This window comes from Pseudosulfitobacter sp. SM2401, from assembly GCF_042932805.1.
Taxonomy (GTDB): Bacteria; Pseudomonadota; Alphaproteobacteria; order Rhodobacterales; family Rhodobacteraceae; genus Ascidiaceihabitans.
Genome location: NZ_CP170633.1, coordinates 2,984,595 through 3,002,514, shown reverse-complemented (window position 1 = coordinate 3,002,514; position 17,920 = coordinate 2,984,595). Strand labels below are relative to the sequence as shown.

Sequence of the window (17,920 nt, the reverse complement as noted above, 5' to 3'; positions counted from 1 at the left end):
CAATGGGATATGATCGCACCCCACTTATTGGTTGAATTTACGCGGTCAGTATAGGCACGGGCAAGGCATTTTTGCGGACAGATGCGTCTACGCTGCGTTTCACACAAGAATTGTGCGAAATTGGTAACGGCTCTGACCATAGGTGCTGCGGATCGTGCCTGTGCAGTGGGCGCGTGGGCCTGTGACTTACTGAATGACCGCGTTCACCCATTCCTTGAGAAAGGTCTGTTTTTTGAGCGCATCGAGGTAGGTCATCAACGCTGGCTCCAATGCAATCGTGACTTGGCCTTCTGTTGCGTTTGCGTGATCAAGATGCGGCAAAGCAATGTCATCGTTGGCGGTTGTGCTGGCTTGTAGCGCGATCAAGTGCTGGACAAAGGATGTCGCCGCCACGGGCTGTTTTGTGTCACGAGAAACAAAGGCGGTACGCATCATCGTTGTTTGAAAATCCGCGGGCAAAATCACTTTGATTTTGTCTGTAATATCGCGGCGGGCCGACGCATAGCTGCCCAGAACATTGTAGGCGACAGCGATTTCTCCGCTTGCCACGTCGTCAATCATACCGCCTGAGCAACAGAACAATTTGGTGCCCATCGCGCCCATGACCTCCATCAAGCGCCAGTAGGTTTCCGACGTCCGCGCGTCCTGTGTCGCAAACAAAAATCCAAGACCGGATTGACGCACGTCATAGGTGCCCAGACGTCCAGCGAACCGCTCCGGATCAGCCCGCAATGCTTCGATCAAATCTTGTCGGGTTTCGGGCAAGCGCCGGTTGGCGAAGGCCTCGCGATTGATGACGATGGTCGCGGGCTCTGTGGTGAAGGCGAACAGGCTTTGACGCCACTGCGCCCAATCCGGGTGTGTCACACCGTCCAAGGTGCGGGCAAATCCGTCGTTGGCCAGCTTGAATTGAAGATCCATCGCGCTGGAAATAACCAGATCGAACGCGCCGGGATCCGCGCGAAAGATACGATCCAGTTGCGCGGTGCTGGTGACAAGATATTCAACCGATTGACCGGTGCGCTGGGCCAGATAACTCTCGATAACGGGCGCGAAAAACGATGTGTCCGTGCTCGAAATTATGCGCAAAGCCGGGGCCGCGCCGTTCCCAAAGACTTGGCGATCTTCCCAATCTTGGGCCCATCCGGTCAGGGGCAAAACGCAGAATACTAAAGCGAAAAAGTAACGCATGCGCCCCCCTTTGGGTGATTGGCTAAGGTGATTTCGCCGCCATGGGCGTTCGCGACATCTTGGGCGATTGTCAGGCCCAATCCGGATCCGATGATGCCCGTCGCATTTGTGCCGCGCGTGAATCGCCCCGATAAAGTGTTGATTTCGCTGTGCGGAAACCCGGGCCCTTGATCTCGAATTTCGAGCTGCGGCGTGGGCATATCGGTGATTTCGATCCAGATCACACTTTCGCTCGGTGAATATTTCAACGCGTTGTCGATCAGATTACGCACAGCGTTCTGCAGCAGGATCGGATCGCCCGAAATCTGGATGCTGTCTGGTCCCGATACGCGCAACTCGACGTCCTTCATTTCAGCGATGGGCGTCAGGCGCAGGACAAGGTCTTGGACCAGCTCCACCAAATCGATGTCCTGGCGGTCCAGATGATCCGCACGAAAGGTGATCATCGCGTGATCCAGCAATTGCCCAGCCGCGCGTGAACTTTCGTCGATGGCGCGGATCATCGCGCGCAGCGATTTGCGATTTTCTTCTTTGCCGACCCGTTGCAGCGTCGTTTCGGCATGTGATCGCACAGTCGCCAACGGGGTGCGGACGCGGTGCGCGGCTTCGGCGATGAAATCCTCGGATTGGCTCAGACTATGATCCAACCTTAGCATCAGATTGTTAAGCGACGAGACCAGAGGCACCATTTCAGTTGGCACGGGTTTGACGACGGGTGACAAATCTTGGGGGCCGCGCCGCGTAACCGACGTCGTCAACCTTTTCAGTTGCCCGATGGTTGTCGATGTCGCCCAGAACGACAGCAAAGTTGTGAGCGCGAAAAAACCGGCACCAAAGCCTGCGACCTGTTTTGAAATTGTGCGTAACGTCAGCGACAACGCGTCCTGGGTTTGGGCGACCGACACCGAGATTCGGATGCGCTGGTTTGCCCCGATCAACACCCGGGTGGCCGACGCGATGCGGACTTTTGTACCATCGATTTGGCCGGTTTCCGAACCTTGTGAACGGGGCAAATTCGCATAACCCGACAGGATAACGTCATCTTGGTAAATGGCATAGAAAACGCGGTCATCAGACCCTGTGTTCAGCATCGAAAACGACGAATATGGAAAGTCAATTTCCAGATGGCCGTCACGAATGACGGCCGCGTCCAAAATCGAGGTCACCGAGGCATTCAGGATGTTGTCCTGACCCTGTTGCGCGATTTGCGCGGCGTAGTTGCGCACAACTACATAAAGTAAAATCGCTAGAACGGCCGCGCCACCGATCAAGATCGCGGTCAATCGATTGCGCAAAGACCCAGAGACGCGCGGCGCTTCAACCATGATCCAACCGATACCCCAGCCCACGCAACGTGGTGATTTTCAAGGACGACGGCGCGAGGTGTTTTCGCAGTCGCCCGATGTACACTTCGACCGCGTTTTCGGAAACATCATCGTCATAGGAAAACAACCGGTCCACCAGCTTTTGTTTGGGGAAAATCTGACCGGGGGCGTTGATTAACAGCTCCAGCAATCGCAGCTCTTTGTTGCGCAGGCTTATGGTCTGATCGCTGACTTTCAAATGGCCCGCGACGGGGTCAAAAGCTACATCGCCAAGGCGCATGACCGTCTGCGCAGACCCAGCTTTGCGGCGTAAAACCGCGCGACAACGGGCCTGCAATTCAGCATGATCAAACGGTTTGGTCACGTAGTCATCAGCCCCCAAATCCAGCATACTGATTCTGTCCGAAACCTGACTGCGCGCGGTTAACACAATCACTGGCGTGTCCTTTTTTCCGTCACGATGGGCTTTCAAAAAGTGACGTCCGTCGCCGTCAGGTAGCATGATGTCCAGCAGGATCAGATCGTATTCGCCCGTTTCTGAATATGCGAGGGCATCCTGAATAGTTCCTGCGTGATCAATGACATGGCCATCCAGCTGCATGCGCGCGCAAACCGCATCAGCAAGGGCCTGATTGTCTTCGATCAACAAGAATTTCATCGCGCCTCGCTTAGAGTTTGGTTTTCATGACAGGTCTATGTCAGGTTGTTGTGGTTAACACTGTCAACTGAGCCGCCAAGCGGTCGGTTGTCAAATGGGAGGAAATCATGATGACATTTAAACTGGGCCGCCGTGCCCTTTTGGCGAGTGCTATTGCAGCACTTGGTTTCGCAGCACCTGCACATGCCGATGGGCATCAGGTTGTAGACAGCATTCACTTTCTGATCCCCGGCGGTGCTGGCGGCGGTTGGGATGGTACTGCGCGCGGCACCGGCGAAGCGCTGACAGGTGCGGGCCTTGTGGGCAACGCATCGTATGAAAACATGTCGGGCGGCGGTGGCGGCAAGGCCATTGGTTTCCTGATCGAAAACGCAGACAGCAACCACGGCACGCTGATGGTGAATTCAACGCCAATCGTGATCCGTTCGTTGACCGGTGTATTCCCGCATAACTTCCGCGACTTGACGTTGGTTGCAGGTACAATCGGCGACTATGCCGCGATCGTGGTCGGCAAAGACAGCGCCGTCAATTCGATGGCGGATCTGATCGCAGCCTATGACGCGGACCCAAGTGCTACTGCTATCGGCGGCGGTTCGGTTCCGGGCGGCATGGATCACCTCGTTGCGGCCATGGTGATGGAAGCCGCAGGCAAGGACGCGCTGGGTGTAAAGTACATTCCATACGACGCTGGCGGCAAAGCGATGGCCGCCTTGCTGTCAGGTGAAATCGCGGCACTGTCCACGGGTTTCTCCGAAGCTGTTGATCTGGCCAACGCAGGTGAAGTCAAAATCATCGGCATTACCGCGGGTGATCGCGTGGCCGCAGCCCCGGATGCAATGACCATGCAAGAGCAAGGCATCGACACCACATTCGTAAACTGGCGCGGCTTTTTCGGCGCACCGGGTCTGCCTGCGGACAAGGTCGCGATGTACCAAGACGCGATTGCCCAGATGTATGACACACCTGAATGGGAAACCGTGCGGTCGCGCAACGGATGGGTCAACATCCACAACCCTGGCGACGATTTCAAAGCGTTCCTTGAAGACCAGGAACAGACAATCGGTGATCTGATGAAGAAGCTTGGCTTCCTCTAGGAACCATCCTTCGGGGCGCAAATACGCTGCGCCCCGAACCCTAAGTTACCCATTTTCTGCCGGAGGCCGCCATGGCGCTAGATCGTTGGATAGCATTGATATTGCTCGGAATTTGCCTTGCGTATGGCTATACTGCTTGGTTCACGATGGACGGCGCACTGGCCCCGTTTATGAAGCGGAACCCGATTTGGCCGTCGACCTTTCCAAAGGTTCTTTCGATCCTTGGTATCGTTGCCTCCACCATCATTTTGCTTGGCCTTGAAAAGAGCGAGCAAAAAATCGGCGACATCGATTACCGCCGTCTAGGTGACTACAAAATCGGCCAAGCTTTGATGCTGCTGGCCCTCATGGTTGCCTATGCGTTGCTGCTGCGGCCCGCTGGTTTTTTGTTCTCGACTGGTGGCTTTTTGATCGCAGGTTCCGCCATTCTGGGCGAACGCCGCTGGGTGCTAACGATCGTCATCGCAGCACTCGCGACCGGTATCATTTGGTATCTGGTCCAAGTTGTCCTTGGTATTTATCTGCGCCCGGTTCCGGGTTTCATCGCGAATTTGGTAGGAGGCTGACATGCTCGAAGGACTTCTGATTGGCCTGCAAACGGCGTTCACCCTACAAAGCCTGATCATGGTCATTGCGGGCTGTTTGATCGGCACATTTATCGGCATGCTACCGGGTTTGGGTCCGATGTCGATCATCTCGATCATGATCCCTGTGGCGATTTCGATGGGGGATCCGTCTGCCGCCTTAATCCTGCTCGCCGGTGTCTATTACGGCGCGATCTTTGGCGGTTCGACCTCGTCGATCTTGCTGAACGCACCGGGTGTCGCGGGCACAGTGGCCTCTGCGTTTGACGGCTATCCGATGGCGCAAAAAGGCAAGGCCGGCAAAGCCTTGACCATCGCCGCAATCGCCAGCTTTTGTGGCGGCACCATAGGCGCGCTTTTGTTGATGATTTTTGCGCCAGCGCTGTCATCTGTCGCACTGTTGTTCCACTCGTCCGAATACTTTGCTTTGATGGTCGTTGGCCTGTCAGCAATCGCGGCATTCGCTGGCACAGGGCAGGTGACCAAGGCGTTGATGATGACCGTTTTGGGCCTGATCATGGCAACCGTGGGCGAGGGCGCATTGTTCAACGCACCGCGCTTTACGATGGGTCTGATGGACCTGCAGTCAGGGTTCGGATTTATCACTTTGGCCATGGCAATGTTCGCGCTGCCCGAGGCGATTTTCCTCGTGCTCAAGCCCAAAGCTGCGGTTGAGGGCGGTGACGAAATCAAGGATCTTCGCATCACCCGCGCCGAGGCCCGTGCCATTGCACCAGTCATCGGGCGCCAATCGATCCAAGGGTTCTTTATCGGTGTCCTCCCCGGTGCCGGCGCGACAATCGCGTCGTTTTTGGGCTACGCAGTTGAACGCAACATCGCGACCAAAGCGGAACAAGACGAGTTCGGCAAAGGGTCGATCAAAGGCCTAGCCGCCCCGGAAACCGCCAACAACGCTGCCTGCACCGGATCGTTCGTACCGCTGCTGACACTGGGCATCCCTGGGTCAGGAACAACGGCCATTTTGCTGGGCGCATTGATTGCGCTGAACGTCACACCTGGTCCGCGCCTTATGATTGATGAACCGCAAGTGTTCTGGGCCGTCATCATGTCGATGTTCATCGGCAATCTGGTGTTGCTGGTCCTCAACCTGCCGCTGATCCCCTACATCGCCAAAGTGCTGTCGATCCCGCGTACCTTCCTCATTCCGTTCATTTTATTCTTTACTTTGATGGGGGCCTACATCGGTCAAAACAACGCAACTGAACTGCTGTTGTTGGTTGGTTTTGGCGTCTGCGCGACGGTTTTGCGCTTTGCTGACTACCCACTCGCACCCTTGCTGATCGGGTTCATTTTGGGTGGGATGCTAGAAAACAACTTCTCGCGTTCCATGCAACTCTACGACGGCATTTCGTTCATCTGGGAACGGCCAATGACGCTTGGCTTGCTCGCGATTGCACTGTTCTTGGTGGTACTACCCAGCTACCGCGCCCGTCGTGCAAGGCTGCGCGCGCAAGGTGTGGCGGACGGCGATTAATCACGTCGCGACAGGAATTTCACAACAGGATCTGTAAAGGCATCCGGGTCTTCCATCAGCCCCAAATGTTGCAGCCGCGGCACGATGATAACCTGTGCCCCGTCAATCTCTGAACCGATGTCGTGGCTCATTTTGGGCGTCGATCCGCTGTCATGCTCACAGGTCATCACCAACGTGGAGGCCACAACCGCAGGCTCCGGCGCGATCAATTCACGCACTCCGTTGGCCAAAACCCAAGCCGTCTGCGCATAGCTTTCGTCATCAACCAACGCCCGCCAATCACGCACCAACTTAGGCCCCTGTCCTGATCTTAAATACTCAGGCGTGAACCACCGCTCTAGTGCTGCATCAAATGTTGCAAAGGCCCCTTGGTCACGTGCAGCCCGTGCACGGTCTTCGACTTGGCGCTGCGCGTTTTCGCCCCGGTCATGCGGAGAATTCAAGATCGCCAGCGACAAAACCTTGTCCGCGTGATCCAACGCAAAGCGCCGGTTGATCATGCCACCAATCGAAAAGCCAACGATGTGCGCAGCCTTGATGCCAAGGTGATCCATCAGCTCGGCAATCTGGTCACTGTACAGAGTCAAACTGCCGACGCTTGTTGTCGGCGCGGTTTGTCCATGACCGAACAGGTCATAGCGCAAAACCCGCCAGTCTTTGAAGGCTGGCATATGCGCATCCCACAAGGACATCGACAGGCCCAGCCCGTGGATCAGCACCACGCAAGGTGCGTCGTTCGGGCCCGTCAGCTCATAGGCTGTGCCGTCTGGTGCGATGTCAAACACCGGCAGGATTGTCCACGTCATGCCCCATCTCTTTTAGGTCTTCGTAGCGGTTGCCAATCCGGTGGTTCGGATGTCCGCCAATAGATGCGCCAAGCGCCACGATCAGCTCATCGTCAGCGGGGGCATCGGGCACCGAGGTGTGGATCGTTTGGTAGTGTGAGCGCATCCCGCCATCGTCCTTGTGCATCAACGGGATCATCAGCGATGTGCCCGCAGCACCGCGCGTGTTGGCGAAGACCAGATAGGATTTTGCCTCGACCGCGTCGCGGTACTGATTGCCGAACCACAACGTGTGCGTCAGCCCTTGGGCGTGTTCCAATTCACCACCCATGCCAACGACAGACGCCTTGCCATAACCTTCAACCGTGCCGCCGGTTTCCTTCAGGATCATGTCAGTCAGCAGTTTACCCAAAACGGGCCCATGGCTGCGGATCGCAGGGCGCAGATTTTCTACGTAGCCCTGTCCGAACCATGGGTTCTTGATGATGGCCATCGCAGCCACCAGCAAGGTGGGCGTGTCCACAGATTTGCCCCCCTCGATAAACGTGGTCTGAACGGTCGTCAGGGTGCGTCGAATCTCGACAGTATTGGGCGTAGACATCAGGCAAACTCCGGCATGACTTCGTTGATAAACAGGTTCATTGATCGTTTTTGCACATCCATATCCAACCCCATCGAAGCATAATAGATGAACGCATCAACGCCGAGCGCTTCGTATTGCTTCAGCTTGGCGATGACTTGATCGGGCGTGCCAAGCATCAGGTTTTCCTCAAGCATGGCCGGGTCAACGCGGGCATTGCCATCAAGCTGCTCTAGCGGGACGTTTTCGGGGAACCCATTCACGACCTCGCCCTTTTTCATCATAACGTTGCCGAATTTACCAAGCACGTTTCGCACGGCATCAACGCTGGTGGTTCTGTCAGCGTCGTTGTCATAGACGGCGGTGTGGCGCATCAGTGCAAAGGTACCGTTCCAGCCGCCAGCTTTGGCAATGCTTTCATCCAGTTGCGCGCGGTATTTTTCCGCCTCCGACATCGGCAGGGTCAGCGGCCAGCACATGATGTTGCAGTCGTTTTCGACGGCATAGTCGAACGTGATAGGTGATCGGGCAGCAACCCACACCGGCACCTTTTCTTGCAACGGTTTCGGGCAGGACGTTGCGGCAGGAAACTGCCAGTATTCGCCGTCGTGTTGCACATCGCCTTTCCACAGATCCTGCACCAAAGGCAGCATCTCTTGCAGGTATTTATAGCTGTCCGGCTGGGCCAAACCCGGTTTCATCCGGTCGAATTCACGTTGATACGCACCGGACCCAAGGCCCAGTTCCAACCGCCCACCAGACAGCACATCGACCATCGCAGCCTCGCCTGCCAGATTGATCGGATGCCAGTATGCGGCGTTCGCGACACCGCAGCCCATACGAATGTTGTCCGTGTGATCCGCCCACCACGTCATCAGCTGGAAAGGGTTCGGCGCGATGGTCATTTCCAGCCCGTGGTGTTCGGCCGCCCACGCGATTTCGAAACCGGCCTTGTCGGCCATTTTCACCATGTCCAGCGTGTGGTCACGCACCTGCGTGATCGAGGTCGCATCGTCCATGCGTTCCAGATTGATTGCGAGATGGAATTTCATGGGGGCTACCTCATCTTAAAGGGGTTGGCGATTGGGTCGTCGGACATGTTCATCCAGACGGTTTTGGGGCGGGTGTAGGCGTAGACAGCTTGCAAGCCGGCCTCGCGTCCGTAGCCAGAGGATTTCACGCCTCCGAATGCGGCGATCGGGCTGATGGCGCGGTAGGTGTTGACCCACACGATGCCTGCTTTGATCCGTTTGGACATGCGCAATGATCGCGCAGAGTCCTTGGTGAAAATACCCGCTGCCAACCCGTGCGTGGTGTCATTGGCAAGTATCAGCGCCTCGTCTTCGGTCTTGAAGCGCTGGACGGCCAAAACCGGCCCGAACAGTTCGGTGTCGATGATGCTCATGTCTTGACGGGGGCAGTCGATGATCGTCGGTTGATAGTACAAACCGTCCAGCGCCGCACGCTTACCGCCGTGCAGAATTGTGCCACCTTCGGTCACCGCTAAAGCCACTTGGGCCTCGATATGATCGAGCTGCGCTTGGGTGCACAGTGGCCCCATTTCGGTGTCATCTGCTTGCGGATCGCCGATGCGAATGTTGGCGGCAATGCTGATCATCCGTGCTAGGAATTCGTCTGCGATGTCTTCGTGCAGATACAGGCGCGATCCGGCGACACAGCTTTGGCCGGTGGCCCCGAAAATACCAGCGACGGACCCGTTCACTGCACTTTCGATGTCGGCGTCGTCAAACACGATGAACGGAGATTTCCCACCAAGTTCCAGCGACACTTCGGCAAAGTTTTCAGCTGAATTGCGGATGATGTGGCGCGCAGCGTTTGGCCCGCCCGTAAACGCAATTTTGGCGACCAGATGATGCGAGGTCAGCACGCGGCCACATTCAGCGCCACCCGTGACAATGTTGATGACGCCGTCAGGGATACCGGCCTGCGCGACCAGCTTGCCGAATTCCAACAACGGGGCCGAGGCCTGTTCAGACGCCTTGAGAACGATGGTGTTGCCAGCGGCCAAGGCAGGGCCGATTTTGACGGCGCTCAGGAACATTTGGCTGTTCCACGGGATCACGGCCGCAACGACGCCAATCGGTTCACGGTTGGTAAAGACAAACATGTCGGGCTTGTCGATGGGCAGCGTGTCGCCTTGGATTTTGTCGGCAGCCCCTGCGTAGAAATGCAGGTATTCCGCGATGTACGTCGCCTGCCATGCGGTTTCCTTGAACATCTTGCCAGTGTCGGTGGTTTCGATGCGCCCGATGGCTTCGGAATTGGCGGCCAGCAAGTCGCCCAAACGTGCGATGCACTTGCCCCGTGCTGTCGGCGTCATCTGCCCCCACGCGCCGTTCAGTGCTGCGTCTGCTGCGCGCACGGCTTGGTTAACGTCTGCGGCTGTGGCCTCTGGAATGGTGGCCCAGACATCGCCCGTCGCAGGGTTCACGCTGTCAAAACGTGCACCGTCTGCGGCGTCGACCCATGCGCCGTCGATCAACATTTGATAGGCTTGGAGTGTCATTGCGCTATTCCTTCGCGTGACAGCGGATGGTAACGCCCCGCCAGATACGTCAGTGGCAAGTTTGCCCCCAAAGTCACGTCTTGAACGCGGCCCATACAGACCAGATGTGACCCTTCTTCGACGGCTTGGGACAGCGTGCACGACAAGATCGTAGCCCCGGTGATACCGTGCAGCGCGCCCGATGTTTCGATGCCTTCAAACCGGTCCGCCACTGTGGAATCGTGCATGCCTGCGAACCGTTCCGCGATGTGTTTGGCACCGTCGGGCAAGATCGATACCTTGAAGACACCATTTTCGCGCACCAACTGGGCGATCTTTGAGGTCATGTTCAAACAGACCAGAACGGTCGGTGGATCAGCGGACACCGAACAAAAAGCGGACACAGTCGCGCCGTGTCGACCGGCAGGACCATCGGTTGTCACGACGCAAACGCTGCTGGCGACACAGCGCATTGCAGCGATGAAAACATCTCGGTCAACAGAAATCATGAGGCGGCCCCTTTGTAACTTGAGGCAAACGTAAACGAGAATTTTCACTAAAGAAAATGAATATTGTTGGACATTAAATTCGAAAAAGCCGAAGTGTAATTGTATGAACTTGCAAGAACTCAGAACTCTCATCGCTATTGTCGAAACCGGCAGCCTTGTGCGCGCGTCTCAGGTGTTGAACGTCACGCAATCGACGGTGACTGCGCGCCTGAAAACGCTAGAAGACGAGGTTGGGCAGACCTTGATCAACCGCAACAAATCGGGCGCGACGCTGACGGCAGCCGGTGTCAGGCTGCATCGGTACGCCGATACGATTTCCGATTTGTGGCGACAAGCGCGCCAAGAAACGTCGTTGCCGGATGGCATGTCTGGTGTGTGCAATCTGGCGTGTGAATCCGATCTGTGGCCCAATCTGGGACAGCGGTTTTTCCACCAGTTGAAACGTGAACATCCTGAAATTGCGATTTCGGTGTGGCTGGGCAGTCAGACCGACGTGTCAGCGTGGTTGAATGACGGCAAATCCGACATCGCCTTTACCTATCGATCCGCCGTGCGACAGGGTCAGGGCCAAGTCGAAATGGAACCTGATAATTTGATTTTGGTGTCGACCGATCCCAACAGCCCGCTGCGATCTGACCCGACCTATGTTTACGTTGAGGCTGGCGAAGCGTTCGGCCGTGATCATGCGATCGCTTACGCCAACACCAACGCGACACGGATCAGTTTTGGCAACGCGACCACCGGGATGGAGTACATTCTGAACTCTGGCGGCAGCGCATATCTGCCGTCACGTTTGGTTCAAAATGCGTTGGCTGACACGCGTTTGCACAAGCTGCCAAATGCGCCGGAATTCAAGCGGTCAGTGTTCTTGACGTTCAACAAAGATGCCCGTGCTGCGTGGGCTTGGTTGGATGGTATTTTGGGGCTGCTTTAGGGGCAATTCGCTTAGATCAATGGCCGTACAGCGCGGAATAAATTCCAAACGCGCCGACTAATACCAAGCTTAGCGCCCAGACCAGATCAAGGTTGAACCACGTGCGTGACAGAAATTTCAGGCCGAACCAGACGTAGATTGCGACCGCAAAAACCGCACCCGCAAACGTCATGGCCAGGGTGTGCAGTGCGGCAACGGCAAAGGCTGTCATGACGGTGTTGCCCATCAACGCGCGCGCCGCCAAATGGCCGGTTTCATCCGCGTCGATCCCGCAAATGCCAAGGAATATCGGGACCAGCATCAGGCCAGCACCATGGGCCATCGCGGCCAGAAATGACCAAAGCGCCAAACGGGCAGGATGCACGCGCGCCAGAAACTTTGGATGTTTGCGATTGATCAGCAGGTAGATGCCCATGCCGATCACGAGGATGCCAGCGGCGACACGGATTTCGACGCTCCATTGCACCAAAAAGATCATCAGCGAAAACGGCAGCAGAATGACGATCATCGCCAGAAAATGACCCGCGGCCAGCATCGCGAGCGCACGGGGCAGGGCGGCGTGTTTGCGCTCCATCAAGGCGGCGGACACGGCCAAAGGCCAGCCCATGCCGGGGTTGATCCCGTGGTAGAACCCAGAAAAAATGACGGCCCACCACAGGGCCGTCACGGATGCCATTTCAGACATGAATTAGACCGACGGGTAGCAGAAACTATCGGTCGAACAGTCCCCGCCTTCTAGCCGGATTTGGTGCGAACGCAGCCCTTTGGGGAAATCGATGTAGAAATCCTTGTTCAAGGTCAGCCCACCGTTTTCGCCAACGTCGGCCATGACCATTTGGCCACCTTCGTCATCGGGGTAAAACTGGTCGTCCCACGTGGAATACAGCGAATTTGTCCAGTAGACGCGTTTGCCGTCGCGACTGATCTCGACCATCTGCGGACCAAAGGCAAAATCCTTGCCGTTTGGATGCTTGGTATCGGTGACAATGCCGCCCAGTTCGACTTTGCCCGCCAGTACCGGGTTCATCGGGTCGGTGACATCGTATTGGTGCATTTCACCCAAACCCCAGCACGCGACGTACAGGTATTTATCGTCCAAACTTAGATCGATATCGGTGACCAAGGGCGGCACCGCACCGAACCCTTTCAGCAGCTCAGGCAAGTCATCTGCATCTGCCGGCACAGGGTCAATCGTGATCGTTTTTTTGCTTTGCCAAACCCCGTCATCATCGCGCCACCACGTAAAAATCGCGCCTTGCAAGTTGGTCGTATCAACCACGACACCACAAAAGCCATAAGATTTGGTTGGGTCATGGGCCGGGCGAATCTCTAGTGCCATCTGGTACTGTTCACCAAAGTCCATCGTCTGGATGTTTTTGCGCGCGCGCAGATCCCAGAAATGGATCGAATGGCCGTATTTGTTCGACAGTAAATCCTCGGGCACGATGCCGTTTTCGAACTGTGGCGGCAGACCCCATTCGGAACTGACCATGTAATCCTGTGGCAGGTTCCACCAGAAATCATAATGCTTGTCTTGTTTGCCGCGATCCATCTCGTATCGGCCGATGATTTCAAAGGTTTCGCAGTCCATAATAAAGATGCCGGGCGGGCCATCTGTGCCATCGACACCGCCACCACCAAGACAGGACACATAGATGCCTTCGGGCCCACAATGGATCGTGTGCGGGCGGGAATAACCGGTTTTCGCAAACAGCTCTTCTGGCTCGATTGTCTTGTGGATATGGGCCTTTAGCGGGTCTTTGACGTCGATCACATAGATGCGCGACGACCGGATTCCGGGCACGATCAAATAACGACGCTCAAGGAAAGCATGGCCAGACATAGGCGACAAGGACGACGAGCAGGCGTTCCAGCCAAAGTGGTGAAATTCGTCGCCTTTGTTGGGCACAATCACTTGATGCACGATTTCGCCGTAGGTGTCTGAACCGGGCTTTAAATCGATCACGGCAATACCGTCCGATTGCGAGCCATCCGGGCTCAGCATCACGGTGAAAGCATAGTTTTCAGCGGGGGCTTGCATGGCCAGTTTAGGTGATGCGTGGAATGTGGGGTCAGGTCTAAGCGTCATAACGGTCCTCCAAATTAAAATGTCCGCTTTGGCGGGTCTTATTTGTGGGCCTGCGGGGCCAGATTTATTGATGCTCTGATTTTTATGATGGGAACAAATGTTCTAAAAAAGCAAGGTAAAGTAGAATTACTTTCGCACGAATTTTTGTACGCGGGCTTTGCAAATTGAAAAGGGGCCACCACAAAGGTGCCCTCGTTCCTGGTCATATCTAGTCGTTGCTTAGGCAACAGCGTGGGCAATCGCGCATTGTTTCCAAAGCGACGCCAGGGCGGCCACCAGATGGGCAACGTCCGCATCGCTGTGCAGCGGCGACGGGGTAAAGCGCAAACGCTCGGTTCCTTTGGGTACAGTCGGATAGTTGATCGGCTGCACGTAGATGCCCCACTCGTCCATCAGGTAGTCCGCCAGCATTTTGGTTTTGACCGGATCTTTGATCATGACCGGCACGATGTGGCTTTCGTTGTACAGGTGCGGGATGCCGGCGCGATCCAAACCAGCGCGCAGTTTGGCGACTTGTTCGCGCTGCTTTAGGCGTTCGGTGTCGGACTGTTTGAGGTGCGCGATGGATGTGCGGGCCGCGGCGGCAACGGCTGGGGGCAACGCGGTGGTGAAAATGAAACCGGACGCAAAACTGCGGATGAAATCGCACAGGGCGGCGGAGCCTGTGATGTAGCCGCCAACGACGCCGTAGGCCTTGCCAAGTGTGCCTTCGATCAGAGTGATGCGATCCATCAATCCTTCTTGTTCAGCAACGCCGCCGCCGCGCGGGCCGTACAGGCCAACCGCGTGAACCTCGTCCAGATAGGTCATCGCGCCGTATTTTTCGCAGACCTCAACGATTTCGCGGATCGGGGCGATGTCGCCGTCCATGGAATAGACCGATTCAAACGCTACGATTTTCGGGGCGTTGGCAGGCAGGGCGCGCAATTTCGCCTCAAGGTCGGCCACGTCGTTGTGGTTCCAGATCACCTTTTGCGCCCGCGAATGGCGGATGCCTTCGATCATCGAGGCGTGGTTGCCGGAATCCGACAGAATGATGCAGTCCTTGATCCGTGATCCCAACGTCGACAGCGCCGCCCAATTCGACACGTACCCGGAGGTGAACAGCAGCGCGGCTTCCTTGTGGTGCAGATCCGCGAGCTCAGCCTCGAGCAGCAGGTGATCGTGGTTGGTACCGGAAATGTTACGCGTGCCGCCAGCGCCCGTGCCGGTGCGCTGCACTGCCTCGCACATCGCGTCGATCACCAACGGGTTTTGCCCCATCCCAAGGTAGTCGTTTGAACACCAAACCGTCACATCGCGCACTTCGCCGTCGACATGGTTGGCCGCGCGTGGAAATTTGCCGCATGTGCGTTCCAGTTCGGCGAAATAGCGATAGTTGCCTTCGGCCTTTAGTGCGTCGAGCTGTTCGTTGAAAAGCGTGTCAAAGTTCATGGGATTTTCCTTTGGTCGTGGTGGCTAGGTGTCGCGGCGACCGGTAGCATCCAGCGCCATAATTTTGCATCTGGCAGTGGGATAACCATCAGCCAGTGTTCGAGCGCGGCCAAGGCGGCAAGGGCAGTGAGCAGGGCGAACCCCACCGTTGTTGCGGGTGCGTCTGACGCGAACAAGCGATCAGCAAAGCAGGCGGTCGTGAGGCTTAGAAAGGTCACGCCGATCGGAAATACGACCGTCACGCCCGCTTGGCGAAAGTATGATTTCAAATGCTTAAGCGGCACTGGAACGAATTCGGAGTTGATGCGCGGGACGCCGAAAAACAGGTTTAGCTTGGCCGAAATACGGGCACTGAACAGCACCAGATAGACCCAAAACCCAAAGGCGTTTTCCGCCCCGGCACTGATCACCAAAACGATCAGCAATACGGCCAGCAAGAGCAACTCGTGATAGGCCAGCGTGTTGAACGCGCGCTTGAAACGGGCCCAGCCCGATAAACCTGTCGGGCAGGGGCGCGTTTCGGGACCGGTGATAATGCCGGCCAAAAACGCCAGTTCGATCCAGCCCCAAATCATCAAAACCGACAGGAATGCCACGTAGACGTTCATCACGCTCAGTGTGGCCGAAGACACGACCAAACCAGCAAATCCCAAGGCTAAAACCGGCACGCCCAGCAAAACTGAACGCGCATGGGCAACGCTGTCACCCGCATCAGATTTGCGCACGACCAGCAGGATCAGCCCGGTGAAAAACCACCAGGCAAACACTGCGATAATCGCGGCTATCCAAGGTGAGGTTGGCATCAGTACGCAGGCTCCATCACCGGGCTGTCGGGGACCTCATTTGGGATCGCGGGGATCGTCAGGACCGACACAAACGACAGACCCGCCGTGGCCATACCGGCAAGACGCGACACCATTCCGAACAGGCCGCCGCGTTGTTTGGCTTGCGCGATCTTGACCGAGGCACGCTCCATCCGGTCCAGATTTGGACGCCAGCGCGGATGGTCAATGTCGACCGTGAACGGGAATACTTGCTTGGTGATCTCTGATGTCTTGCGGAACACCTCGTGGCCGTACCACGTGACGTCGACGCCAAGTGCTTCGTGAAACAAGGGACGCTGATGGTCGCGCACCCACATGGTGGAATAGACGGCCGTCAGGAAAAACTTGATCCACATTTTGTTCATGCGGGTTTGCGTCAGCTTTGGGTCGGTTTTCATCAGCAGGGCAAAGGCCTCGCCGTGTGAAAATTCGTCATTGCACCATTCGCGGAACCATTTGAAAATCGGATGGAACCGTTTGTCTGGGTGTTCCTCGAGGTGGCGAAAGATCGTGATGTAGCGTGCATAACCGATCTTTTCGGACAGGTAGGTCGCGTAATAGATGAATTTCGGGCGGAAATACGTGTATTTTTTCTGCTGGGTCAAAAAGCCCAAGTTCACCCGAATACCAGCCTCACGTAGTGCGTCGTTGATGAACCCCGCATGACGCGCCTCGTCGCGTGCCATCAGCTGGAACAACGTGGTGATGTCGGTGTTTGACCCGCGACGCTTCATCTCTTTGTACAGCACGCAGCCTGAAAATTCGGCGGTACACGACGAGATCAGGAAATCGATGAACTCGGCCTTCAGCTTTGGTTCCATCCCCTCCCAATTGGCGTCCCAATCGTCGTTTTTCTTGAAGTGGCCCTTGTTGGGGTCCGACTTCATGCGTGCGATCAACTTGTCCCAATCCTTGCGCACAGGGGTCACGTCAATCGCGTCCATTTCGTCAAAGTCGGTGGTGTAAAACCGGGGCGTCAGCAGCGTGTTTTGCATGGCAACTTCGGTCGCCATTTCTGACGTCATTTCGGGGCCGTCATCAAGGGCGTCTTGCGCGGCAATCGCCTCTTCTGCGGTGTTGGCGTAAGCAGAGTGGACGGGTTCATCAACATGCTTGTTCATGACATCACCTCTTCGCTGAATGAAAATTCACACAGTTCCATGAATTCGAAATCGCCGGTCCAGCGGGTCCAGATCTGTTCGATCTTGGAGGCGCGGATGATCGTGGCGGTCCGGTGTTCCTCGACGATTTCACCATAGGGGGCCATGATTTCGCTGCCGTGTACCAAGACGCTGTCGCCGGGATTGACGACGGCACCGTTGTTGAATTTGACGTGTGCGGATAGCTCCTCAAAGCGGTGCGATACCGTCACCGTGCAGGGGGCGGTTTCTTTTGATCTTGTCAGAAGTCCCATGTTTTAAGTCCCTTTAGATAAAGTGGTTCAGTCGATCAGCCTGGCGAAAGCTGCGACATTGTCTTGGCCGTATCCGATCAATTCGATCTTCCAGCCGGTTGTGTCGTCCAGAACGGCAACGTGGCCGTTGGCGCGGCGCACCAGGCGCAGCGGCGCGTCGGATGGCACGTCTTGCACCGTGCGTTCGCGATTGACCGACACCCAGATCACGTCGATGAACCCGGATTTGTTGGTGCCGGAATAGGCGATTTCGCGGCCCATTTCGTCACGCACATAGACGCCTTCGTTGCGGGTGCCATCAAGGACAATGGCGCGTTCTGCAACGATGGGGCTGTCTGGTGCGACGCCCATCAGCGGCTGGTGTGTGACTTGATCAAAGGTGACCAAAGCGAGGGTCGCCAACATCAATGCGAACATCGCGATGACCAGATATTTTGGCACAAATTCGCGGTCTTGGTGCTTCATCTCGTTGGACAGTGTGGATAAACGGTTCATCGA

19 protein-coding genes are annotated in these 17,920 nt (G+C 56.3%); 4 read left to right on the top strand and 15 right to left on the bottom strand.

The window, feature by feature from the left end:
* Positions 1 to 186 precede the first annotated feature (186 nt).
* Genes ACFIO0_RS14770 through ACFIO0_RS14760 form a run of 3 tightly spaced genes read right to left on the bottom strand, consistent with a single transcriptional unit; the run spans position 187 to position 3,174 of the window.
* On the bottom strand, positions 187 to 1,191 hold the full coding sequence (locus ACFIO0_RS14770; protein ID WP_390911165.1) for an extracellular solute-binding protein: 1,005 nt from the start codon (positions 1,189 to 1,191) through the stop codon (positions 187 to 189).
* Entirely contained in the window at positions 1,170 to 2,516 is a 1,347-nt protein-coding gene (locus ACFIO0_RS14765) for a sensor histidine kinase N-terminal domain-containing protein (protein WP_390911164.1), read from the bottom strand. The genes ACFIO0_RS14770 and ACFIO0_RS14765 overlap by 22 nt, the downstream gene beginning before the upstream one ends.
* Complete coding sequence (locus ACFIO0_RS14760; RefSeq protein ID WP_390911163.1) at positions 2,509 to 3,174, bottom strand: response regulator; 666 nt, start codon at positions 3,172 to 3,174, stop codon at positions 2,509 to 2,511. Before ACFIO0_RS14760 ends, ACFIO0_RS14765 begins: the two co-directional genes overlap by 8 nt.
* A 107-nt stretch (positions 3,175 to 3,281) precedes the next feature.
* Between ACFIO0_RS14760 and ACFIO0_RS14755 the strand changes: the two genes are divergently transcribed.
* The 3 genes from ACFIO0_RS14755 (at position 3,282) to ACFIO0_RS14745 (ending at position 6,347) form a co-directional block, all read left to right on the top strand.
* Positions 3,282 to 4,268, top strand: coding sequence for a tripartite tricarboxylate transporter substrate-binding protein (locus tag ACFIO0_RS14755; protein WP_390911162.1), 987 nt, complete (start codon positions 3,282 to 3,284; stop codon positions 4,266 to 4,268).
* A gap of 71 nt (positions 4,269 to 4,339) precedes the next feature.
* Positions 4,340 to 4,834, top strand: a complete 495-nt coding sequence (locus ACFIO0_RS14750; protein WP_390911161.1) for a tripartite tricarboxylate transporter TctB family protein — start codon at positions 4,340 to 4,342, stop codon at positions 4,832 to 4,834.
* 1 nt (position 4,835) lies between these two features.
* A complete protein-coding gene (locus tag ACFIO0_RS14745) occupies positions 4,836 to 6,347 on the top strand; it encodes a tripartite tricarboxylate transporter permease (RefSeq protein WP_390911160.1) in 1,512 nt (503 codons plus the stop codon).
* Here the strand turns inward: ACFIO0_RS14745 and ACFIO0_RS14740 are convergent.
* Genes ACFIO0_RS14740 through ACFIO0_RS14720 form a run of 5 tightly spaced genes read right to left on the bottom strand, consistent with a single transcriptional unit; the run spans position 6,344 to position 10,727 of the window.
* Entirely contained in the window at positions 6,344 to 7,153 is an 810-nt protein-coding gene (locus ACFIO0_RS14740) for an alpha/beta fold hydrolase (RefSeq protein WP_390911159.1), read from the bottom strand. The two genes, ACFIO0_RS14745 and ACFIO0_RS14740, sit on opposite strands and share 4 nt — an antisense overlap.
* Complete coding sequence (locus ACFIO0_RS14735) at positions 7,125 to 7,733, bottom strand: amino acid synthesis family protein (RefSeq protein WP_390911158.1); 609 nt, start codon at positions 7,731 to 7,733, stop codon at positions 7,125 to 7,127. The genes ACFIO0_RS14740 and ACFIO0_RS14735 overlap by 29 nt, the downstream gene beginning before the upstream one ends.
* Entirely contained in the window at positions 7,733 to 8,764 is a 1,032-nt protein-coding gene (locus tag ACFIO0_RS14730; RefSeq protein ID WP_390911157.1) for an LLM class flavin-dependent oxidoreductase, read from the bottom strand. The genes ACFIO0_RS14735 and ACFIO0_RS14730 overlap by 1 nt, the downstream gene beginning before the upstream one ends.
* Before the next feature lie 5 nt (positions 8,765 to 8,769).
* Positions 8,770 to 10,239 carry an aldehyde dehydrogenase family protein gene (locus ACFIO0_RS14725; RefSeq protein ID WP_390911156.1) on the bottom strand — a complete coding sequence of 490 codons (1,470 nt, stop codon included), beginning with the start codon at positions 10,237 to 10,239 and terminating at the stop codon, positions 8,770 to 8,772.
* Positions 10,236 to 10,727 carry a flavin reductase gene (locus ACFIO0_RS14720; RefSeq protein ID WP_390911155.1) on the bottom strand — a complete coding sequence of 164 codons (492 nt, stop codon included), beginning with the start codon at positions 10,725 to 10,727 and terminating at the stop codon, positions 10,236 to 10,238. The genes ACFIO0_RS14725 and ACFIO0_RS14720 overlap by 4 nt, the downstream gene beginning before the upstream one ends.
* Positions 10,728 to 10,830: 103 nt before the next feature.
* Between ACFIO0_RS14720 and ACFIO0_RS14715 the strand changes: the two genes are divergently transcribed.
* A complete protein-coding gene (locus ACFIO0_RS14715; RefSeq protein ID WP_390911154.1) occupies positions 10,831 to 11,661 on the top strand; it encodes a LysR family transcriptional regulator in 831 nt (276 codons plus the stop codon).
* A 16-nt stretch (positions 11,662 to 11,677) separates the two neighbouring features.
* Here the strand turns inward: ACFIO0_RS14715 and ACFIO0_RS14710 are convergent, their stop codons facing one another.
* From ACFIO0_RS14710 to puhC, 7 genes are all read right to left on the bottom strand, one after another.
* Complete coding sequence (locus tag ACFIO0_RS14710; RefSeq protein ID WP_390911153.1) at positions 11,678 to 12,346, bottom strand: hypothetical protein; 669 nt, start codon at positions 12,344 to 12,346, stop codon at positions 11,678 to 11,680.
* Between the two features lie 3 nt (positions 12,347 to 12,349).
* Complete coding sequence (locus tag ACFIO0_RS14705; RefSeq protein WP_390911152.1) at positions 12,350 to 13,750, bottom strand: selenium-binding protein SBP56-related protein; 1,401 nt, start codon at positions 13,748 to 13,750, stop codon at positions 12,350 to 12,352.
* Between the two features lie 219 nt (positions 13,751 to 13,969).
* On the bottom strand, positions 13,970 to 15,184 hold the full coding sequence (hemA, locus tag ACFIO0_RS14700) for a 5-aminolevulinate synthase (RefSeq protein ID WP_390911151.1): 1,215 nt from the start codon (positions 15,182 to 15,184) through the stop codon (positions 13,970 to 13,972).
* Positions 15,181 to 15,987: a putative photosynthetic complex assembly protein PuhE gene (gene puhE, locus ACFIO0_RS14695; RefSeq protein WP_390911150.1), complete on the bottom strand. Its 807-nt coding sequence runs from the start codon at positions 15,985 to 15,987 to the stop codon at positions 15,181 to 15,183. Before puhE ends, hemA begins: the two co-directional genes overlap by 4 nt.
* Positions 15,987 to 17,129, bottom strand: a complete 1,143-nt coding sequence (gene acsF / locus ACFIO0_RS14690) for a magnesium-protoporphyrin IX monomethyl ester (oxidative) cyclase (RefSeq protein WP_390911149.1) — start codon at positions 17,127 to 17,129, stop codon at positions 15,987 to 15,989. The genes puhE and acsF overlap by 1 nt, the downstream gene beginning before the upstream one ends.
* A complete protein-coding gene (locus ACFIO0_RS14685; RefSeq protein WP_390911148.1) occupies positions 17,126 to 17,422 on the bottom strand; it encodes a hypothetical protein in 297 nt (98 codons plus the stop codon). Before ACFIO0_RS14685 ends, acsF begins: the two co-directional genes overlap by 4 nt.
* Before the next feature lie 27 nt (positions 17,423 to 17,449).
* Positions 17,450 to 17,917: a photosynthetic complex assembly protein PuhC gene (gene puhC, locus ACFIO0_RS14680; RefSeq protein ID WP_390911147.1), complete on the bottom strand. Its 468-nt coding sequence runs from the start codon at positions 17,915 to 17,917 to the stop codon at positions 17,450 to 17,452.
* Between the last annotated feature and the right edge of the window lie 3 nt (positions 17,918 to 17,920).

Bases quoted from the DNA above. Each gene is read 5' to 3' on its own strand.
- puhC (WP_390911147.1), bottom strand. From the start codon at position 17,917: ATGAACCGTTTATCCACACTGTCCAACGAGATGAAGCACCAAGACCGC.
- ACFIO0_RS14705 (WP_390911152.1), bottom strand. From the start codon at position 13,750: ATGACGCTTAGACCTGACCCCACATTCCACGCATCACCTAAACTGGCC.
- ACFIO0_RS14760 (WP_390911163.1), bottom strand. From the start codon at position 3,174: ATGAAATTCTTGTTGATCGAAGACAATCAGGCCCTTGCTGATGCGGTT.
- ACFIO0_RS14765 (WP_390911164.1), bottom strand. From the start codon at position 2,516: ATGGTTGAAGCGCCGCGCGTCTCTGGGTCTTTGCGCAATCGATTGACC.
- ACFIO0_RS14740 (WP_390911159.1), bottom strand. From the start codon at position 7,153: ATGACGTGGACAATCCTGCCGGTGTTTGACATCGCACCAGACGGCACA.
- ACFIO0_RS14750 (WP_390911161.1), top strand. From the start codon at position 4,340: ATGGCGCTAGATCGTTGGATAGCATTGATATTGCTCGGAATTTGCCTT.
- acsF (WP_390911149.1), bottom strand. From the start codon at position 17,129: ATGAACAAGCATGTTGATGAACCCGTCCACTCTGCTTACGCCAACACC.
- ACFIO0_RS14730 (WP_390911157.1), bottom strand. From the start codon at position 8,764: ATGAAATTCCATCTCGCAATCAATCTGGAACGCATGGACGATGCGACC.
- ACFIO0_RS14685 (WP_390911148.1), bottom strand. From the start codon at position 17,422: ATGGGACTTCTGACAAGATCAAAAGAAACCGCCCCCTGCACGGTGACG.
- ACFIO0_RS14755 (WP_390911162.1), top strand. From the start codon at position 3,282: ATGATGACATTTAAACTGGGCCGCCGTGCCCTTTTGGCGAGTGCTATT.
- ACFIO0_RS14770 (WP_390911165.1), bottom strand. From the start codon at position 1,191: ATGCGTTACTTTTTCGCTTTAGTATTCTGCGTTTTGCCCCTGACCGGA.
- ACFIO0_RS14725 (WP_390911156.1), bottom strand. From the start codon at position 10,239: ATGACACTCCAAGCCTATCAAATGTTGATCGACGGCGCATGGGTCGAC.
- ACFIO0_RS14720 (WP_390911155.1), bottom strand. From the start codon at position 10,727: ATGATTTCTGTTGACCGAGATGTTTTCATCGCTGCAATGCGCTGTGTC.
- hemA (WP_390911151.1), bottom strand. From the start codon at position 15,184: ATGAACTTTGACACGCTTTTCAACGAACAGCTCGACGCACTAAAGGCC.
- ACFIO0_RS14715 (WP_390911154.1), top strand. From the start codon at position 10,831: ATGAACTTGCAAGAACTCAGAACTCTCATCGCTATTGTCGAAACCGGC.
- puhE (WP_390911150.1), bottom strand. From the start codon at position 15,987: ATGCCAACCTCACCTTGGATAGCCGCGATTATCGCAGTGTTTGCCTGG.
- ACFIO0_RS14735 (WP_390911158.1), bottom strand. From the start codon at position 7,733: ATGTCTACGCCCAATACTGTCGAGATTCGACGCACCCTGACGACCGTT.
- ACFIO0_RS14745 (WP_390911160.1), top strand. From the start codon at position 4,836: ATGCTCGAAGGACTTCTGATTGGCCTGCAAACGGCGTTCACCCTACAA.
- ACFIO0_RS14710 (WP_390911153.1), bottom strand. From the start codon at position 12,346: ATGTCTGAAATGGCATCCGTGACGGCCCTGTGGTGGGCCGTCATTTTT.